The organism is Caulobacter endophyticus, assembly GCF_003116815.1.
GTDB lineage: Bacteria > Pseudomonadota > Alphaproteobacteria > Caulobacterales > Caulobacteraceae > Caulobacter > Caulobacter endophyticus.
This window is the reverse complement of the sequence record NZ_QDKQ01000016.1, coordinates 58739-76472: the sequence shown is the minus strand read 5'-3', so window position 1 is coordinate 76472 and position 17734 is coordinate 58739. Positions and strand designations below refer to the sequence as shown.

Genomic DNA, 17734 nt, shown 5'->3' with positions numbered 1-17734 from the left:
GGCTCAGGCGCGGGCGGCAGATGGCCGGGAACTGGTCTGGTTCACTCGCGGACAGGCGCGACGCCGCCCAGCCAGGCCTCGCCTTGTTTTTCATGTCGTAGCTAGGCCCTAACGCCCGGCAGCTTCAGCATCGCGAAACGCAGCGTTGTGATGCACTATCGGGCCATGATTTCGACGATCCAGACGCGGGTGCGCGAATGGGCCAGGCGGCTCAAGCGTGACGTCGTTGCGCTGTGGTTGGCGGCGCGAGATCCACGTGTTCCTTGGTACGCCAAGGCTTTGGCGGCGGCTGTGGCGGCCTATGCCTTGTCACCCATTGACCTGATCCCCGACTTCATTCCGATCCTCGGTTATCTCGACGATGTGGTTCTCGTGCCGCTGGGTATACTTCTGGTGGTCAGGTTGATCCCGGTTGATGTCATGGAGAACCTCCGGACGAAGGCGGCCGGATATGATCGGCCCACCTCGCGCACCGGCCTCTTGGCCGTGTTGACCATCTGGCTGATTACCGCGGCTGCTCTAGCCTTGGCGCTCTGGGGGCGGCTTCGATAACCAGGTCGCCTCTCAGTGGGCAATGGGTTGGGTAGCGCGATCAGGAAATCTTTGACGAGGCGACCGGCTGCGAAGGAGGTGCGAAAGATCTGAAGGAGGGGGATGCGTCCCCCTGAGCTTGAGCCGTCGTCTCAAGCTACCCCCTCTGCGGGGACACCCCGCAACGCCCCTTTAATCGGCTGACTCGGTCCCCGGCTCCAGATCGCGTTACGTTAATCATACTGACGCAAGACAACCTAGACGGTTGCGGGATGCGCACCTAGAGTGCCGTCATGCAGGACAGCCGCCCCCAAACCCAACGTCCTCTTCGACGTTTGGCCATCCCGCTGACGCTGGTTGGTTGGGGCGCCATTGTATTGAGCGTCCTGCTCCTGGCCCTGATCACTACGGCCACCATGAAGGGCTACTATTGATGGTCGATTCAGCCACGGTCGAATACGAGGCGCTGATCAACGATCCCCTGTTTCAGCGGCTTTGGGCAATCCGCCAGGAGGTGGAGAGCGGCCGCGCCGATCCTCAGCTCGTCGAACAATGGGAAGAGCTGCGCGAGACCGTCACCCATATCGTAGACAGCCTTAGGGCGACCATGTTGGGCGTGCCGGCGTCCGAACGCGAGCAGGTGGCGCGTGCGTGGATCGAGGCGTTCTGCGACGAACACTGGCCCCGCGAAACGCTGCATTAGATCGTCCGACCAATCGGGCAACAGTTGGCAGCTCAATCCTCTCGAAGACGCCAGACTGCTTTGCGAACGCCTACGGCGCCAAACAATCCGCTTTAGCCGTCTCGTTCCACTGGCCCGCGATCGCGCCGCGAATTGCGGCGACGACGCCATCACCGCTCCAGGGCTTTTCCAGCAGACGTGCGCCGCTGGCGCGGATATCCGCGCCCAGGCGGCGGGTTGGGTTCGTGGCTGTGAAGATCGCAGGCCCCGTATGACCCGTGGCCCGAACGCGCGACAGCAGATCCGCGGGCGAGACGGCGGGGTGGTCCGCGTCGATGAGCAGGCAGTCAGGCTTCGTGCGAATGGCCCGCTCAAGCGCCTCGGGCGCGGCGTGGACCTCGACCTCGAACCCTTCGAGCCGCAGGGCGAACACCAAAGAGGTCGCCACCGCCGGATCGCGTTCAAGCACGAGTATCGAAGGTCTAGATTGCGCCGTCATGGCTGCGACCGCTTAGAAGAAAGACGAGGCCGGCCCCTTGCGAGGCGCGGCCCTTGGTCGGAGTTCGGAAGGAAGCCTCAGGCGGCCGTCTTCCAGTTGGGCTCGAGGACCACGTGCGGGGGGCACGGGGCGATCTCGCCCGTCGGCATGCCGGCCAGCTCGTTGGCGAAGCTGTGGTTGACGTCGCGGTGATGCGCCTCGTCGGCCCGGACCACCTCGACCACGTCGCGCAGGGTGCTGCCGGCGGGCAGGTTCCAGTAGTCCAGCGCGATCTGCGGCGCGGCCACGTTCTCGCTGCGGCCCTCGTCGATTTCGGCGAGGTAGTGGGTGTAGCTGATCACCGCCTCTTCCTCGAAATAGCCGACCACGCGGTGCGCGGTCTTGGAGCTGATCAGGTAGAGGGCGAAGAAGAAGAGGTAGAAAACCCATTGGGCGGCCACGACGACGAAGCGTTCGAACAGGGTCGGCTTGGCCACCTCGATGAAGGTCATCAGGTGCATGCGCTCGTTTTCGGCCTCGTCCATCAGGGTCTTGATCCAGCCCTTGTCGCTTTCCATGCGGCGCAGGCACTTCAGATGGTTCAGCGTGGCGCCGACCATGCCGGGCACGGCCGCGACCGTCTCCAGCACCACGGCGCGGTGGCCATAGCGCTTGGCGAAGAAGGTGTCGGCGCAGAAGCGTAGCGCCTTGACGAAGCCGAAGGCGACGGTGTCCGACACGCCCGCCGGCTTGTGGTGAATGCTGAGATCGATGGCGGGACCGGTCATGGCCTTTACCCCTGTTTCAAGTACCGGCGACCTCGTGTCGCCGTGTTGACAAGGGTTGTACGCGCCGACCCTGACGCGGAAAATTCTGGTCGATCCCTACGGAAAATCCCCTAGGGTCTGCGTCGCACCCATGCTTCGGAGCCCTATGACACCGTCGGCCGAACGCCTGCTGGCCACTGACCGGCGGGAGACGATTTTGACGATCGCCCTCGTGCTGGGCATCGCCGGCGCCGGGCTGTGCCTGCGCCTCGTCTTCGAGCCGGTGCTGGGCGAGCGCGGGCTCTATCTCTTCTTTTTCCCGGCCATCGTCGCGGCGGCGGCGTTGCGCGGACAGAAGGGCGGGCTGGCGGCGATCCTGTTCACGACCCTGCTGTTCGTGTCCCTGACCGCGTTCCGGCGACCGCTTGAGATGGGCGATTATGTCGGCGCGGCGCTCTACGCCGTGGTCGGCGCCAGCATCAGCGTCGGCGGCGAGCGCTTCTTCCGCGAGCGCCAGCGCGCTGCGGGCGTGACCGAAGATTTGCGGATGCGCGAAGCTCACCTGGCGTCGATCCTCGACACTGTGCCTGAAGCCATGGTCCTGATCGACGAGAAGGGCCTGATGCGCGCCTTCAGCGCCACGGCCCAGCGACTGTTCGGCTGGACCCCTGGGGAGGTGCTGGGCCGCAATGTCAGCGTGTTGATGCCCGAGCCCTATCGCTCCGCGCACGACGGCTACCTGGCGCGTTACTACCAGACCGGCGAGCGGCGGATCATCGGCCTGGGCCGCGTCGTGATCGGTGAGCGCAAGGATGGCTCGACGTTTCCGATGGAGCTGGCCGTGGGCGAGATCCAGACCGCTGGCGGGCGGCTGTTCACCGGCTTTGTCCGTGACCTGACCGAGACCCAGCGCACCCAGGCTCGCTTGCAGGAGCTGCAGGGCGAGCTGGTCCATATCGCGCGCCTGACCTCGATGGGTGAGATGGCCTCGGCCCTGGCCCACGAGATCAACCAGCCCCTTTCGGCCATCGCAAACTATCTCAAGGGCGCGCGCCGTCTCGCCGACAACGACGACCTGGACCGCGCGCTGCTGCGTGACGCGCTGAGCCGGGCCAACGACCAAGCCCTTCGCGCCGGCGATATCATCCGCCGTCTGCGCGATTTCGTGGCGCGTGGGGAGACCGAGCGCGCGGTCGAGAGCCTCCAGCGCCTGGTCGAGGAAGCCGCCGCCCTGGCCTTGGTCGGGGCGCGGCAGATCGGGGTGGACGTCCGCTTCGACTACGGCGGCGACATCGAGGTCCTGGTCGACCGTGTCCAAGTCCAGCAGGTCGTGGTCAACCTGGTCCGCAACGCCCTGGACGCCCTTGAGGGCTGCGATCGTCGCCAGCTTACCATCGCGGTCGGCCGCGCGGCGGAAGACGCGCTTGTCACCGTCAGCGATACCGGACCAGGCATCGCGCCCGAGATCCGCGCTCAGCTATTCTCGCCTTTCATGACCACCAAGGCTGCCGGCATGGGCGTGGGCCTGTCGATCTCAAGGACCATCATCGAGGCCCACGGCGGTCACCTGTGGGCCGAGGACACCCTGGGCGGCGGCGCGACCTTCAAGTTCACACTCAAGACGGCGGAGGCGGATCTTGGCGAGTAATACCGGAGCGCATGGCGCCGGGGTCGTGCATATCGTCGATGACGACGCCGCCATGCGAGATTCCCTGGGCTTCCTGTTGCAGGTCAACCGCATCGCCTTCCGCCTGTTCGACAGCGCTCAGGCCTTTCTGGACGAGCTTCCGCCGGCGGGTTCGGGCTGCCTGCTGACCGACGTGCGCATGCCCGAAATCAACGGGCTTGAGCTGGTGCGCAGGCTGCGCGGCCAAGGCTGGGACGATCCGGTGATCGTGATGACCGGCCACGCCGACGTGGCCCTGGCGATCGAGGCGATGAAAGCCGGCGTCTCGGATTTCATCGAGAAGCCGTTCGACGAGGAGGTGCTGCTGACCGCCCTGCGCGTCGCGCTGGAAACCGGTCAGGTCAGGCACGAAGCCGGCCAGGCTCTGCACGAGGCCCAGCGGATGGTGGCCTCGCTTTCGCCTCGCGAACGCGACGTGCTCGGCGGTCTGGTCGAAGGCCACGCCAACAAGACCATCGCCATCGACCTGGGCATCAGCCCTCGCACGGTCGAGATCTACCGCGCCAACGTCATGAACAAGCTGCAGGCCAAGAGCCTCTCGGAGGTCGTGCGCAAGGCGCTGCTGGTCGGGTTAGGCCGTTAACAGCATCATTCGACGTTCATGAACGGCGCGGCGGCGTTCGGTGGCGGCGGTCAGCAATCTGTACCTCCAGGGCGATGCACCCTGACGTCTTCTAAGGGGCCTGGCCCCTCGCGCGCGGAAGACCGGCCTCCGGGTGTCCCCAACCTTCCGCCGGCGGCGTGCAGCTCGGGCGATCCCCCTCCCCTCCCCCGGTCGTCCGCTTGCTACCCCCGCCTCGCCGGCGGGCAGGGGTTGATGCGCCAGGCATCCAACCGTCTGCAGACCCTCATGACCGAACTGTTTTCCACCGACGCAGAACGCACCGCCGAGACCGCCCGTCTCAACGATCTGGCCCGCAAGGCGCCGCGCACGGTCAATGCGTCGTGGCTGGCGATGGGGGGCGTTGCCGCCCTGCTGGCCGGGAGCGCGGCGGAGGAGGATCGCGGCCAGGTCATGGCCTTGGCCCTCGCCCGATACGCATCGTTCGACGGAGGTGACGACCCTTATGGCGAGCGCGACTTTGGGGTTCTTGAGCTGTGGGGCGAGCGTCTGTTTTGGAAGATCGACTACTATCGCCCCGACCGTGACGAGCACTCGCCCGTCAAGTGGAGCACAGAGCTAACCCGGCGCGTTGTGACCATTATGCTGGCCAGCGAATACTGACCGGACGGGCCAGTCCCCTGGACTGGCCCCCTACCCTCCCCAATGCTATATTCGAGGACGTTCAAAGGAGTTTCGCCATGGGCCGTTGGTCCTCATCCGATCCCGCAGACGTGGCTTGGCGCCGCGAACAGATGAGCGCGAGCAACGACATCGAGGGCGTGCGCCGCGATCCCCAGGCCGACCAGCTGATGGCGCGCCTGGACGCTGAGGGCAAAACCCCGGCTCAGAAGCGTGACGCCCTGCGCGGTTATTTCGCTCAGAAGGCCTAGCGAGCGACCGCAAGGCGAATGAGCGCGCCGCGTTCGAGCGCGTCTTCTACCCCGACAGCCGCGTCCTGGTAAACGAGCTTGGCTTGCGTGATGCAGCCTCGCTCGACGCGGCCGAACGTCTCTTTACCGATACGCGGATCGAAGAAGGCATGCCCCCGCGCGCGGGCGAGCCGACCTATGCCGGGTTCAAGGCGATCCATCATCACCTCTTCCAGGACCTCTATACGTGGGCCGGGCAAGAGCGGACCTATACGACGGGGCGCGGACCCACCCCGTTCGCGCCGCCCGAGCAGATCGGGCCGTGGATGGAAAAGCAGTTCGCCGCTTTTCGCGCGGCCGGTGAGTTGAAGGGCCTGGGCCCGGAAGCCTTCGCGGCCAAGGCGGCGGAGTTCATCACCGAGATCAATGCAGCCCATCCCTTCATCGAGGGCAACGGGCGCGCCCGGCGCGTATGGCTCGGCGGCGTGGCCGAACGAGCGGGCTTTGAATTCGCGATCCGGCCCGAGGACCAGGCGGCCTGGTACGAGGCCTCGCGGATTGGCTTTGAGGCGGCCAACACCGCGCCTATGGCGCAGCTGATCCTGGCGCGGATCCAGACCCTGCAGTTGGCGGAAAACGGTCGCGGCCCTGAACGGGCAGCGCAGTTCTTGGCGATGAGCCGCGAGGCGGCGCTGGCCAGTGGCGACGGAAGCTTCCAGGCGGCTTGGGCGAACCTGGACAAGATCGCCGCTGTCGTCGGATCAGCCATGGCCCATGACGCCGAGGCTCAAGCGCGGTTGCTGGAGAAGGCCCGCCACCAGGTCGCCGAACATTTGCGGGCAGGCCGAACGATCGTCGAGGTCTCCAAGGAGCAGGCTTGGCGAAACGCCGCCCAGGAACAAGCCCCGTCCCCTTCTGACCCTCTTCCTTCCGACAAGGACCGCTAGCTCCGTCTGGCCAGAAATCCACGGGGATGGTGGGCCGAGCGGCTCCCCCACAGAGCAAGCGAGGACCGCCAAGGCGCCAGCGACTTAGCTGGCGCCGTGCGCGGTGGAGTTCTGGCCGTCCAGGATAGGGCGGGGAGTTTGCACGTGCAAACCTTTCGGCCTGAGGTCAGGGACCGCGCGTAGCGCGTCGCCAAGATTTTGGCTCAGCCGCTGATAGCGGCTGGTCCCTGACCGGACAGAACTTCTCGGTCGATCTTGGCGATGAGCGCCGCCCCGCGCCACAACTCGACCAGATCGCCGGAGTCGTGCTCGTGAAGCAGCGCATGGCAGTGCTGACGGGCGAGCGTCTCGCTGTTTAGGGCTGCAATGTCCATGAACACCGTGGAGCCGTCCTTCATCGCACCGATGAAGGTGTAGGTGTCTTCCATTACGGTCATTGCGGGGTGGCATGGGCTTGGGCTTTAGCTTCCCGCCGCTTTCATCACATCGATAGCACGCCCTAACCATCGGACTGGCGCCTTTTCTCTTGGCGGCCCCAGGCCGCGGCCCATCGCGGGCGGCGCCCCCGCCTGGCCTGACAAGAGGCTAAGGGGCGGTCGCCCCTCGCGCCCGGGGGATGAAGTCTCCGCTCCGCTCCGACCGTACGGGGGGGGGGCCCGGCCTTCCTTCGCTTTGCTGCGTGCAGGCCGGGTGATCCCCCTTCCCCCGTCCGTCCCCCGGTTGCTACCCCCAGCCTCGCCGGCGGGCAGGGGTAGATGCGCAAAGCATCGACCCCAACCCCAAGACGGAGTTCAACCGATGACCGTTCGTGAAATCCAACTCTCCAAGCTGGTTCTGTCGCCCAACAACATGCGCCAAGGTGAGGTCGAGATCGGCGATCTGGTGGCCGACATCGGCGCGACCAAGACGGTGCTGCAGAACCTGCGGGTCACCGCCCAGCAGCAGAACGGCAAGGCCACGGGCAAGTTCGAGGTCCACGTCGGCGGGCGGCGTCTGCGGGCCTTGAACGTCCTGGCGCAGCGCAAGGACATCGCCCGCTCGTTCCCGGTCCCCTGCGTCGTCTGCCCCGACGAGGCGACCGCCTTGGAGGAGAGCATTGCTGAAAACGCCGTGCGACAGGCCCCGCACCCGGCCGACCAGTTCGCCGCGTTCCACGCCCTCAGCCAAACCGGCAAGACGGTCTCGGAGATCGCCGAGCGCTATTCGATCGCGCCTCGGATCGTGGAGAGGCGGCTGAAGCTTGCCACGGTGTCGCCCCGTCTCATGGCGCTCTTCCGCGCGGATGAAATCAACCTGGATCACATGGCGGCCTTTACCCTGACCGATGATCAGGCCGCCCAGGAAGCGGCCTATTTCGACTTCCCCGAACACGACCGTCAGGCCTACCGCGTCAAGCAGCGTCTGGTCGGCGGCCGGGTCAACAGCCAGAACAACGCCACGGCAAAGTTCGTGGGTCTGGAGGCCTATCGCGCGGCCGGAGGCGAGGTTTCCCAAGACCTTTTCGCCCAGGCCGATGATGCGGGTTACATCACCGATCTGACCCTGCTGGAGCGGCTGGCTGTGGAGGCCCTGGAAACCCAGGCCAAGGCGCTGGCGCCGGAAGGCTGGGCGTGGGTGGAGACCATCCTGCGCTTCGACTACAGCCTGTCTCAGACCTTCGGGCGCGCCTATCCCACGCTCGCGCCCCTGACGCCTGAGGTGCTCCGTCAGATCGAAGCCCTAACCGCCGAGATGCAAGCGCTGGAGGCGGCCGAGGACGAGACGGATGAGTCGGCCCAACGCCCACCGGCAGGGCCGCCTCGGCGCTATCGGCGGCCAGCGGCTTTCTGATCCCAGGGCCGATAGGTCTTCGCCTTCCTGGCGCGGTCGGCGGGCTAGGCGCTGAAGCCGAGATGATCCTTGTGGACGGGGTTCAGGCCTCGGCCCTGGTCTGGAATCGCAACGCCACGCCGATCGGGACGGACAAGCCGTCGATGAGCCGGATCGGCGACGCCATGCAGTTCGCCGAACCTTTCGGTGACGCCGTGGCCTCGACAATGGCCAAGGACAAACCGCGGATAAAACAAGCAGGTGGCGACCCCTGCGCCAAGCACGGCCCGCGTCTGAGGGCGGCCAACTGGCTCGCCGGCGCCGCTACCGGGCTCTACGTCCCGCCCGGTGCGCCCCGGGCCGCCGACGACAAGCGCGGCCAAGAGCGATGAGCCGCGCACAGATATCCATCCTGGCGGCGGTGGTCTTCGCCATCGCCTCGCCGATAGCTCAGGCGGTCTTCGATATTGGCCTCAACGCGAGCCAGTTCTCTCAGGCGGGCGACGCCACGCTTCGGGCCGCCGGCTACGCCTTCTCGATCTGGTCGGTGATCTATGGCGGGCTGATCGCCTACGCCTTCTACCAGGCCGCCCCACGTCAACGCTCCGACCAAGCCCTGAAGTTGCTCTCCTGGCCGGCGGTCGCTGCGATCTCCGGCACAGGCCTGTGGATCTGGGCCTCGGCCCTGAATGGCCGTTGGGCAAGCGTCCTGATCATCGTCGCCTCGGCTTTCATACTGACCTTGGCGCTGTCACGCGCCAGTCCCGCGGCGCCCGAAGTCAGCTTACGGGCCCTCATGCTGGCCTGGTGGCCGCTGTGCCTTCTGGCGGGGTGGCTGACCATCGCCAGCGTCCTCAACATTCTCACCGTCCTGACCGCCGAGCGCCTGATCGCCGCTGGCTCGCGCAGCTTCGCGATCGGCGCATTGGTCATCGCCCTGACGGTCGTACTCGTCGTGCTGCGCCAGCCACGGCTCTGGCCCTACGGCTTGCCGCCCGCCTGGGGGCTCGTCGCCGTTTACGCCGCCGAGCATGACGCCAAGCCCCAGGTAGCGTCGATCGCTCTGGCCTGCGCCGTGGTGATCGCCGCCAGCGCGGCTTGGCAGGGCTTGGTCTTCAAGCGGCGTCAGGTCCGCGGCGGCCTCTGACGCTCAGCCTCCGGACCTCCGACCGAGCGGCAACGGGCTCACTAAGCCAAGGACGCCCGGTGATCAAAGAGCGAGGCGGCGTGGCTCTACTGAACCGAACCCGGGCCTGATTGGGTCTTCAAGGCGGCGATAAAGGCGCGCACCCGCTTGGTGTCGACGCCCATCAAAGCACTCCAGTACGCGCCTTGGAAGCGATCACGGGCGGGCTTTTCGGTCATGGTGACAAAGGTCTTCATGGTCGATGAAAATCACGATCGCCGCGGGCGTTCCCAAGCAAGTCGGCCAGGCTCATACGAGCCGCCCGGCCGATCAGGCCGCCTTGGCCGTCTCGTCGACGTCGGCGAGCGCCATACCCACTGCGGCAACGCGCCAGCGTCCGACTATGCGATCGAGCCGATCGTAGACCCAAACCTCTCCGGCCCCGTGAGTTGCGTGGGCCTGCCTGGCCAACGCCATGGCCAAGCGCTCGGCTTGACCGCCGCTTTCGAAGACTAGCACCTCACCGTTGTCGGCGTCCGAAAGGCTCCAACCGGCGTCCGGGTTCGGCCGAACGATGAAAACGCCAAGTGCGCCGCGCATGAAATCCTCGAGGTCGGTGGACAGAGCGCCGATCGGCGCATCATGAAGCGGCCCAAACGCCGCCTGCCTACCGACCGTTCCCTCAGGCCCGCTTGCGCGCCTTCAGGGCCCGAGCGACCAGCGACGCGAGCCCCTAGCCGACAATCCTGGCGCTCGCGGCGTTGGGCCGGCGCGCTGCGCGGCTTCGCCGGTTCAGCGCTTCGAGCTTTTCCCGGGCTCGCCCTCCCTTTCGGCGAAAAGATTTCGGCGAACGCCCCACGCCGTCAGTGCGGCCGCCCGTTTGGGCGCGGCGACAACGATGTCTAGCGAGCCGATTTGGGCGGCGCTCCCTGGAGGCGCCGGGCCGCGAAGCGCTTGGCCACGAGCCCCCGCAGGCTAAGATTGATGGACTGGGCGCGCGCGCTCAAGCATCAAGCAACCTTGGGATTTCGGCGGCGATCTCTCTTGCCAGGAAACCCAGGACGCCCACGCGCTCGGCCAGGCGTCGGCCAGCTTCCCCATGCAGGTAAACGCCCCAGGCCGAGGCCTCGAAGGGGGCCACGCCCCGCGCCAGCAATCCGGCGATCACACCAGCGAGCACGTCGCCGGACCCGGAGACGCCAAGACCAGGGCCGCCGCCGGCATAGCGTGCGACCCGTCCGTCCGGCATGACGACGACCGTCCGCGCCCCCTTCATGACGACGGCCGCTCCAAACCGCCGAGCCGCCTCTCTGGCCGCGGCGACGGGATCGGCCTCGACCTGGCTTTTCTCCTTACCCAGGAGCGTGGCCATCTCACCGGCGTGGGGCGTCAACACCCGCACCTCAGCGCCCGCACATTCCGCAGCCGCCAGGCCGCCGGCGTCGAGCACGAGCGACGCTCGCACGCGGCGGCTAAGGTGCTTAGCGAGATCCTCCAGGCTCTTCTCCATGCCCGGGCCGATCAACACCGCGTCGGCCTGATCGAGGGCCTCAACGAGCGCCTCGTCCGGCTTGCCGTCGTCGGGCAGGCGCAGCACGCGCGCCTCCGGAACGGCAAGGCTCATCACCGCGATCGCCTCGGCCGGCGCGGTCAGTTGCAGCTTGCCGGCGCCGGCGCGAAGAGCCGCCTCTCCCGCCAGCCGGCCGGCGCCGACCAGTTCGATCCCGCCGCCGACGACGAGCACCCGGCCGCGCGCCTCCTTGCCGCCATCGCCAGGATGCGGCAGCCGGTGCGCGCGGGCCCAGACGGCGTCTATCCCGATAATCTGGCTCATCGGGCGGCCACGTTGGCGTCGGGCGCATCGGTGACCGCCGTTTCGCCCTCGAGCGGCGCGGTGAAATTGTACCGCGCCAACCTCAGACCGCCGTCGACGCCGCAGCCGGGATCGAAGCGATATTCGGTGACGCCGCAGTTGGCGATGTCGGCCTGCCGATCAATGGCCAGGATTTGCTCTTCGGTCAGGCTCTCCAGCAGGTAACGCAGGCAGAGCACCACGACCTGATGAGCGACGATGACGACCCGGTCGCCGCCGTGATGCAGGCTGATGGTGTCGAGCAGGCTGCGCAGGCGCAGGATGACGTCGCACCAGCTCTCCCCGCCTGGCGGCCGGTGGTAGAACTTGCCGAGCAAGCGGCGAAACTCCGCCTGGTCGGGAAACTGGGCCTCGATCCCGACGCGCGTCAGACGGTCGAGCACGCCGAACTCCTTCTCGCGCAGACGCTCGTCGATGCAGAAGCGATGATCGAGCCGTTCCAGACCGCCAGCGGCCCTGATCGCCTGACTGGTCTCCACGGCGCGCCGATAGGGCGAGGCCATCAAGGTTCTGGGACGCTCGCTAGCCGGCATGGACGCGAACCACCCGCCCAGTGCCTGCGCTTGCTCATGACCAAGCTCGCTCAACGGCACGTCCATGTCGCGATCAGCGATGTCGATGCGCCCCACGCCGGCCGCATCGGCCGCGTCCCGCGCCACGTTGCCGGCGCTCTGGCCGTGGCGGACGATCCAGAGGACGGCGGGCCAGCGTTGTTCCATGCCGCAACAACACCTCAAATCCGCGCTGGTTCGCTGAACACCAGACAAGGTCCGCCCGCCGGCGCGCTCGATTGCCTGATTGACCAAATCCCAGGTTAATTCAAAGCGCGAAGGCGCCCCGGCGGCAGCCGGGGCGCGGCGGCGCTCAAGCCCAATGGCGAGCGGTCCAGGCGCTAGGCCTGGTATTGCCTTGCTGGGGCGGCCTGACGCTGACCAGCGTCAGGCCATCACTGCTTTAAGAGCCAGGAAGACAGCAGCGAGATCGATGTCCGATCCGCCCCCATCACAATCGTCGCAAGTTCGAATGGCGACAAATGAACGCCTTGATTTTCGTCAGGCACGACAACGCCCTCCGCTATTGGCTCTTCACATCGCCAAAGCCGCATCCTGCTTCAGAAATGCTTGATTGTACTACGCCTCAGAGCCCCCGCTTGTTCCGCGTACGGATCTGCGTTGGGTGGCCTTTGGCACGATTGATCACCTGTCCGGCCAAAGATTCTCCAGACCTTGATCGGCGGGCGGCTTTACCGGCCAATGCAGGGCCTGGAGAAAGCATGAAAGAGTCCGCCCCCAGCCAGACCCTCGACCGGCATGTGGGCGCCTTGCTCCGCGGCCACCGCCGCGCCAAGGGCGTTTCGCAGGAGGATCTGGCCGCCGCGATCGGGCTCACCTTCCAGCAGATTCAGAAATACGAATGCGGTGAGAACCGGATCAGCGTCTCCAAGCTCGTGGAAATGGCGCGCGCCCTCCAAGTTCCGGTCATGGCCTTCTTCGCCGGCCTGGAGACGGATCGGGGCGAAGACCTCCTGGCGCGCTTTTGCCAGGTCGATGGAGCGAGCGGTTTCATGCAGGCGGCCCTTCGGATGCCGCCAGCCGTTCGGGCGGAAATCTTCCGCCTGGCAGCCTCCTGGGGCGACCAGCCCTGAGGCTGGGCCGAACCCGAAAGTTCCCGTTACGTTCGCGTGGTGCTAGAGCTGGCGCATGGAGTCGCCGGCGCGAAAGATCATTCACATCGACATGGACGCCTTCTATGCGTCGGTCGAACAGCGCGATGACCCGAGCCTGCGCGGAAAACCCGTCGTGGTCGGCTCACCGGCCGCGCGCGGGGTGATCGCAGCGGCCAGCTACGAGGCCCGCAAGTTCGGCGTGCGTTCGGCCATGCCCTCCAGCACGGCCTTGCGCAAATGCCCCCAGCTCGTCTTCGTACCCCATCGCATGGACGTCTATCGCTCCGTCTCGCGCCAGATCCACGAGGTCTTCGCCGACTATGCCGACGCCATCGAGCCGCTGTCGCTGGACGAAGCCTATCTCGACGTCAGCGGCGACAAGGCGGGCGTCGGCAGCGCCACCGAGACCGCCAGGCTCATCCGCGCCCGTATCCGCCAGGAGACGGGCCTGACGGCCTCGGCTGGAATTTCCTACAACAAGTTCCTGGCCAAGATGGCGAGCGACCAGAACAAGCCCGACGGCCAGTTCGTGGTCGCGCCGGGCCAGGGCCAAGCCTTCGTGGCGAGCTTGCCGATCGGCCGCTTCCATGGCGTGGGCGCGGTGACCGAGGCCAAGATGAAACGGCTGGGCGTCCACACCGGCGAGGATCTGGCGCGCCAGTCCCTGGCCTTCCTACAGCAGCACTTCGGCAAATCGGGGCCCTGGTTTCACGGCATCGCCCGGGGCGTTGACGAGCGCGCGGTCAATCCCAGCCGGGAGCGCAAGTCCTCGGGCTCGGAGACGACTTTCGAGACCGACCTTCTTGATCAGGTCCGCATCGAGACCGAGGTGGCGGCCCTTGCGGAGAAGGTCTTTTCCTGGTGCCAGAAGACCCAGGCGTTCGGCCGCACCGTCACGGTGAAGATCAAGTACGCCGACTTCCAGCAGGCCACCCGCGCCCGCTCGGCGGCTAGCGCGATCGAAGATTCAGCCCTTCTGCAGCGCCTTTCCCAAGACCTCGTGCGGTCGGTCTTTCCATTGCGGGCCGGCGTGCGCCTGTTGGGCGTCACCGTCTCCAACTTCGAAGCAGCAACCCGCGCCCAGGCCCCACTGCTGGTCTAGGTGGTAGAGCCTGTCGGCCAGAGCGCGCCAGCCCGTTTGAGCGCCTCCAGAAACTGAAGGTGCATCGCCCGCCATAAAGGCCGACAGCGCCCCTGATTTAAGATGTTCGAACACCCTATCGGAGCTTACTGAGAGACGCCTTCAGCCAGGCGGGCGGCGAGTTCAGCCAAGCGGAAGGGCTTGACCAGCCGCGGCAGATCCGGCGCGACGCCTTCGACTTCGGCATAGCCAGAAACCACAAGCACCCGGGCCGTGCGAGAGCGCTGCAGGAAATCGCGCGCCAAGTCGGTTCCGTTCTTGCCTGGCATCAGATGATCGGTGACCAGGAGATCGACGCTTAGGCCCTCGTCCAGCAGGCGCAATGCATCCTCGGCCGAGACTGCTTCGACAACCTCATAGCCAAGCTCGGTAAGCATATCGGCCGTGCTGGCGCGCACGACATCCTCGTCGTCGACCAGAAGCGCTCGACCCGCGCCGGAGTTCACGACGACGGTCGCGGAGGATGCGGCGCCTTCGACAGCCCCTGCTGTGGTCGGCAACCACAATTCCACCTGGGTTCCACGGCCGGGTTGACTATCGATCGACAGCGCGCCGCCAAGCTGGGCGGCAAGGCCATGGACCATCGAAAGGCCCAGGCCCGTGCCCTTGCCCAGGCCTTTGGTCGAGAAGAAGGGTTCGATGGCGCGCTTCAAAGTGTCGGCATCCATGCCTGCGCCGGTGTCAGCGACCGACAAGCAGACATACCGTCCGGGGGCCAGGCCGGTGCGATGGCCGGCGCCCAGATCGACGGCCCGCGCGGCGACGGTCAGCCGTCCGCCCTGAGGCATGGCGTCGCGTGCATTCACGCTGAGGTTCAGGATCGCCATCTCCAACTGGTTTTGGTCGGCGACAGCGGCGGGAAGATCCTTATCCACCTGGACGCTCACCCGCGTCTGGGGCCCGGAGGTGCTGGCGACCAGTTCGGCCATGCCCGAAACGAGCGAACCGATGTCGACAGGCCGCGGCTGAAGTGGTTGTCTTCGTGCGAAGGCGAGCAGGCGCTGCACGAGCGTCTTGGCCCGTTCGGCCGAATGGAGCGCGCCTTCTATCAGCCGCTGCTCCCGAGAGCCGCCAACGCCCCGTCGCTGAAGCATGTCCAGGCCGCCCACGATCGGGGTCAGAAGATTGTTGAAATCATGCGCCACGCCGCCTGTCAGGCTGCCCATGGCTTCCATCTTCTGGCTCTGCCGCAGGGCGTCCTGTGCACTGGCCAGTTCCCTCTCGGCGCGAAGCCGATCGGAGATGTCCGTCGCCACATGGAAGGCGCCGAGGATGTTTCCAGCCTCGTCGCGCAAGGGCGTGTAGCTAATTTCCCAATACGGCTGCCCAAACTCGGGGCGGCCGAAGGCAGCGATTTCCGTGAAACCTTCGCCCGCCAGGGCCCGCGCCATCAGGGCGCGCATCGTCGTGGCCTGCTCGGGAATGAACAGGTCCGGCAACACATCGCCAAGCTTCGTGTCGAAGCCATTGACCCGTCGAAACTCGTCGTTGTGAGCCTTGTTGAAGGCGATCAGCCGATAGTCGGTGTCGAAGGCGCAGATCGGTGCGGTCGTCGCCTCGACGATGTCGCGGTAGCGCCGCAGTTCGGCGGTGCGGGCGGCGACCTGTCCTTCCAGCGTCTCGTTCAGATCACGAAGGCGGTTCTCAACCGCCTTGCGGGCGCTGATGTCGTTAAACAGGATCGCGACCCGGTTGGGACCCCCGGTAGCGAAGGCGTGCACGTCGAACCAACGCCCCATGGCGTGGGACCCTTGCTCGAACCGAACAGCCTCACCGCTGCGCGCGACCTGACCGTAGATATCGAACCATTTCTGCTCGAGATTGGGCACCAGGACGCTGGCCCACTGGCCGACGGCGTCCGTCAGTCCAGCCTGCCGCTCGAAAGCAGGATTGCCTTCCTCGAAGCGATAGTCGACGGCGCGCTCGCCCTCGAATTTCATCTCCACGACGCAAAAGCCGACGTCCACCGCTTCGAACAGGGTCCGATAGCGCGCCTCGCTGTCGCGCAGCCGGGCCTCGGCGCCAACGCGCTGAACGTGAGACCAGCAGCGCTCGACGACGGCCTCGACCAGCTTGATCTCGTCCTCTCGCCAGGATCGCGGGCGATCCTGATGGACGGCCATCATCGCGACCAGACGGTCATCCTTGACCAGCGGGCAGCAGATGATCGCGTTGACGCCTATCGACAGGAACATGTCGGGGCCGTCGGCTGGGGCCAGTTCGCCCGGCACGTCCCGGACCACGAGGGTTCGCCCTTCGCGCATGTCGGCGGCGGCGCGTGAACCGAACAGATCAAGGCTGTAGACGCCCGCCGAACTGGCGACGCCTGCAGCCACGTAGTCGTCGCGGATGATGAAGCGGTCGCTATCGGCATCGACGTCCGCATAGGCGCACCGCGAAACGCCCAGGAGCCGCGCCAGCCGTTCGGCGGCGACCATCATGGCCGTAGGCGCATCGACCGCAGACTGCAGGGCTTCGTCCAGCTCCCTCAAGAAACGCAGGCGTTTCTCGCTGGCGCGCACGGCCTCCTCGGCCCGTTTGCGCTGGGTGATATCGATAGCCGTGCCGACCACTCGCGTGCATCGGCCCTCGCCGTCAAATACGCCGCGCCCCTTGGCGGTGACCCAGCGCACGACGCCGTCCTCCTTGCCGATCGTGCGATAGTCGACCTCATAGACAGCCTTCTGGGTCGGATCGGCGGCCGCCTCGAAAGCCGCTGACGTGGCTTCACGATCGTCAGGGTGCAAGCCGGCGTAGAAATCCGCCATCGACACGGGCGCGTCCGAAGAGATGCCGAACATGTGCTTGACAACCGGCGGCCAGATCAGGCGGTCGGCGACCAGGTCAACGTCCCAGAAGCCGACATCGGCCGCCTCCGTCGCCAGGCGCAGACGCTCTTCGCTGATGGCGAGGGCCTCGCGGCTGGCTTGCAGCTCGGTCATGTCGAGCATGGCGCCGATCATGCGCGTTGATCGCCCGCTTGGGTCGCGGATGACGTGGCCGCGGTCGAAGACCGAAGCATAGCGCCCATCGGCGCGCTGGAAGCGGTACTGATCGCTCCAGCTCTCGGCCCCGCCCTCGATCACCGCATGGATGCTGGCGTCGACACGCGCGCGGTCGTCGGGATGGATGTGCGCCAGCCACCAGGCGCCGGTGGGGTCGATCTCGTCCACCACCCAGCCAAAGGTGTCGTGAAGCGCCGCGTTCCAGGGCACATGGCTGGTCGCGAAATCCCAGTCCCAGATGGCGTCGCTGGTCGCGCGGGCGGCCAGGCGATATCGCGCCTCGATGGCCAGCAGTCTCTGTTCGGCCTGGCGACGCCCTGCATCGCTGGCGGCCAGCGCCGTTCTTGTCCGGGCCAGCTCATCAAGAGCGCGCCGAAGATCGTTGCGCAAATCCGGCACGCCGCCTTCGAGAATATCGTCGTCCAAGGTGTCCCACGCGCGCTGAAGCCTCCTCCGCGAATAGCCCCATTCCGCGAAACTGTCTCTGTCTCACCTGATGCGCCGCCGACGTCTTCGCCCGCACACCGGAGTTGATCGACGGTGCGAAAA

The 17734-nt window shown here is 66.4% G+C and carries 19 protein-coding genes and 1 pseudogene; 12 read left to right on the top strand and 8 right to left on the bottom strand.

From position 1 onward, the window contains the following. Positions 1 to 168: 168 nt before the first annotated feature. Positions 169 to 552: pseudogene (locus DDF67_RS03080) on the top strand (YkvA family protein); the annotation flags it as partial. A 412-nt stretch (positions 553 to 964) separates the two neighbouring features. Next, complete coding sequence (locus tag DDF67_RS03075; RefSeq protein WP_109099482.1) at positions 965 to 1234, top strand: hypothetical protein; 270 nt, start codon at positions 965 to 967, stop codon at positions 1232 to 1234. Between the two features lie 70 nt (positions 1235 to 1304). On the opposite strand, the gene DDF67_RS03070 is transcribed toward DDF67_RS03075, so the two are convergent. Beyond that, positions 1305 to 1712 carry a response regulator gene (locus DDF67_RS03070; RefSeq protein ID WP_109099481.1) on the bottom strand — a complete coding sequence of 136 codons (408 nt, stop codon included), beginning with the start codon at positions 1710 to 1712 and terminating at the stop codon, positions 1305 to 1307. A 77-nt stretch (positions 1713 to 1789) separates the two neighbouring features. Continuing rightward, entirely contained in the window at positions 1790 to 2479 is a 690-nt protein-coding gene (locus DDF67_RS03065) for an alternative oxidase (RefSeq protein ID WP_109099480.1), read from the bottom strand. 196 nt (positions 2480 to 2675) lie between these two features. Between DDF67_RS03065 and DDF67_RS03060 the strand changes: the two genes are divergently transcribed. The 5 genes from DDF67_RS03060 (at position 2676) to DDF67_RS25680 (ending at position 6565) form a co-directional block, all read left to right on the top strand. Continuing rightward, positions 2676 to 4106, top strand: a complete 1431-nt coding sequence (locus tag DDF67_RS03060) for a PAS domain-containing sensor histidine kinase (RefSeq protein WP_233247526.1) — start codon at positions 2676 to 2678, stop codon at positions 4104 to 4106. After that, on the top strand, positions 4096 to 4728 hold the full coding sequence (fixJ, locus tag DDF67_RS03055; RefSeq protein ID WP_269845431.1) for a response regulator FixJ: 633 nt from the start codon (positions 4096 to 4098) through the stop codon (positions 4726 to 4728). Before DDF67_RS03060 ends, fixJ begins: the two co-directional genes overlap by 11 nt. A gap of 267 nt (positions 4729 to 4995) precedes the next feature. Continuing rightward, positions 4996 to 5370 (top strand): DUF3768 domain-containing protein, encoded by a 375-nt coding sequence (locus DDF67_RS25450; RefSeq protein ID WP_158277979.1) that lies wholly within the window; start codon positions 4996 to 4998, stop codon positions 5368 to 5370. A 77-nt stretch (positions 5371 to 5447) separates the two neighbouring features. Then, positions 5448 to 5639, top strand: a complete 192-nt coding sequence (locus DDF67_RS03045; protein ID WP_101714475.1) for a hypothetical protein — start codon at positions 5448 to 5450, stop codon at positions 5637 to 5639. A gap of 83 nt (positions 5640 to 5722) precedes the next feature. Next, positions 5723 to 6565, top strand: coding sequence for a Fic/DOC family protein (locus DDF67_RS25680; RefSeq protein WP_109099477.1), 843 nt, complete (start codon positions 5723 to 5725; stop codon positions 6563 to 6565). Positions 6566 to 6768: 203 nt separating this feature from the next. Here the strand turns inward: DDF67_RS25680 and DDF67_RS03035 are convergent, their stop codons facing one another. Next, a complete protein-coding gene (locus DDF67_RS03035; RefSeq protein ID WP_146197942.1) occupies positions 6769 to 6993 on the bottom strand; it encodes a hypothetical protein in 225 nt (74 codons plus the stop codon). A 370-nt stretch (positions 6994 to 7363) separates the two neighbouring features. Here DDF67_RS03035 and DDF67_RS03030 point away from each other — a divergent pair, with 370 nt between their 5' ends. From DDF67_RS03030 to DDF67_RS03020, 3 genes are all read left to right on the top strand, one after another. Then, positions 7364 to 8395 carry a ParB/RepB/Spo0J family partition protein gene (locus DDF67_RS03030; protein WP_109099475.1) on the top strand — a complete coding sequence of 344 codons (1032 nt, stop codon included), beginning with the start codon at positions 7364 to 7366 and terminating at the stop codon, positions 8393 to 8395. 62 nt (positions 8396 to 8457) lie between these two features. Beyond that, positions 8458 to 8766 carry a hypothetical protein gene (locus tag DDF67_RS03025; protein WP_109099474.1) on the top strand — a complete coding sequence of 103 codons (309 nt, stop codon included), beginning with the start codon at positions 8458 to 8460 and terminating at the stop codon, positions 8764 to 8766. Then, positions 8763 to 9521, top strand: coding sequence for a hypothetical protein (locus DDF67_RS03020; protein ID WP_109099473.1), 759 nt, complete (start codon positions 8763 to 8765; stop codon positions 9519 to 9521). Before DDF67_RS03025 ends, DDF67_RS03020 begins: the two co-directional genes overlap by 4 nt. An 86-nt stretch (positions 9522 to 9607) precedes the next feature. On the opposite strand, the gene DDF67_RS25440 is transcribed toward DDF67_RS03020, so the two are convergent. The 4 genes from DDF67_RS25440 to DDF67_RS03005 form a co-directional block, all read right to left on the bottom strand. Further along, entirely contained in the window at positions 9608 to 9757 is a 150-nt protein-coding gene (locus DDF67_RS25440; RefSeq protein WP_158277978.1) for a hypothetical protein, read from the bottom strand. Between the two features lie 73 nt (positions 9758 to 9830). Beyond that, complete coding sequence (locus tag DDF67_RS03015; RefSeq protein WP_109099472.1) at positions 9831 to 10100, bottom strand: hypothetical protein; 270 nt, start codon at positions 10098 to 10100, stop codon at positions 9831 to 9833. A gap of 403 nt (positions 10101 to 10503) precedes the next feature. Then, positions 10504 to 11334, bottom strand: a complete 831-nt coding sequence (locus DDF67_RS03010) for an NAD(P)H-hydrate dehydratase (RefSeq protein WP_109099471.1) — start codon at positions 11332 to 11334, stop codon at positions 10504 to 10506. After that, a complete protein-coding gene (locus tag DDF67_RS03005) occupies positions 11331 to 12092 on the bottom strand; it encodes a histidine phosphatase family protein (protein ID WP_109099470.1) in 762 nt (253 codons plus the stop codon). Before DDF67_RS03005 ends, DDF67_RS03010 begins: the two co-directional genes overlap by 4 nt. Positions 12093 to 12646: 554 nt before the next feature. Between DDF67_RS03005 and DDF67_RS03000 the strand changes: the two genes are divergently transcribed. After that, positions 12647 to 13018 (top strand): helix-turn-helix domain-containing protein, encoded by a 372-nt coding sequence (locus DDF67_RS03000; protein ID WP_109099469.1) that lies wholly within the window; start codon positions 12647 to 12649, stop codon positions 13016 to 13018. A 55-nt stretch (positions 13019 to 13073) separates the two neighbouring features. Then, complete coding sequence (gene dinB, locus DDF67_RS02995) at positions 13074 to 14141, top strand: DNA polymerase IV (RefSeq protein WP_109099468.1); 1068 nt, start codon at positions 13074 to 13076, stop codon at positions 14139 to 14141. A gap of 125 nt (positions 14142 to 14266) precedes the next feature. Here dinB and DDF67_RS25675 read toward each other — a convergent pair whose 3' ends face one another. Beyond that, positions 14267 to 17611, bottom strand: a complete 3345-nt coding sequence (locus DDF67_RS25675; protein ID WP_199229131.1) for a PAS domain S-box protein — start codon at positions 17609 to 17611, stop codon at positions 14267 to 14269. Positions 17612 to 17734 lie beyond the last annotated feature (123 nt).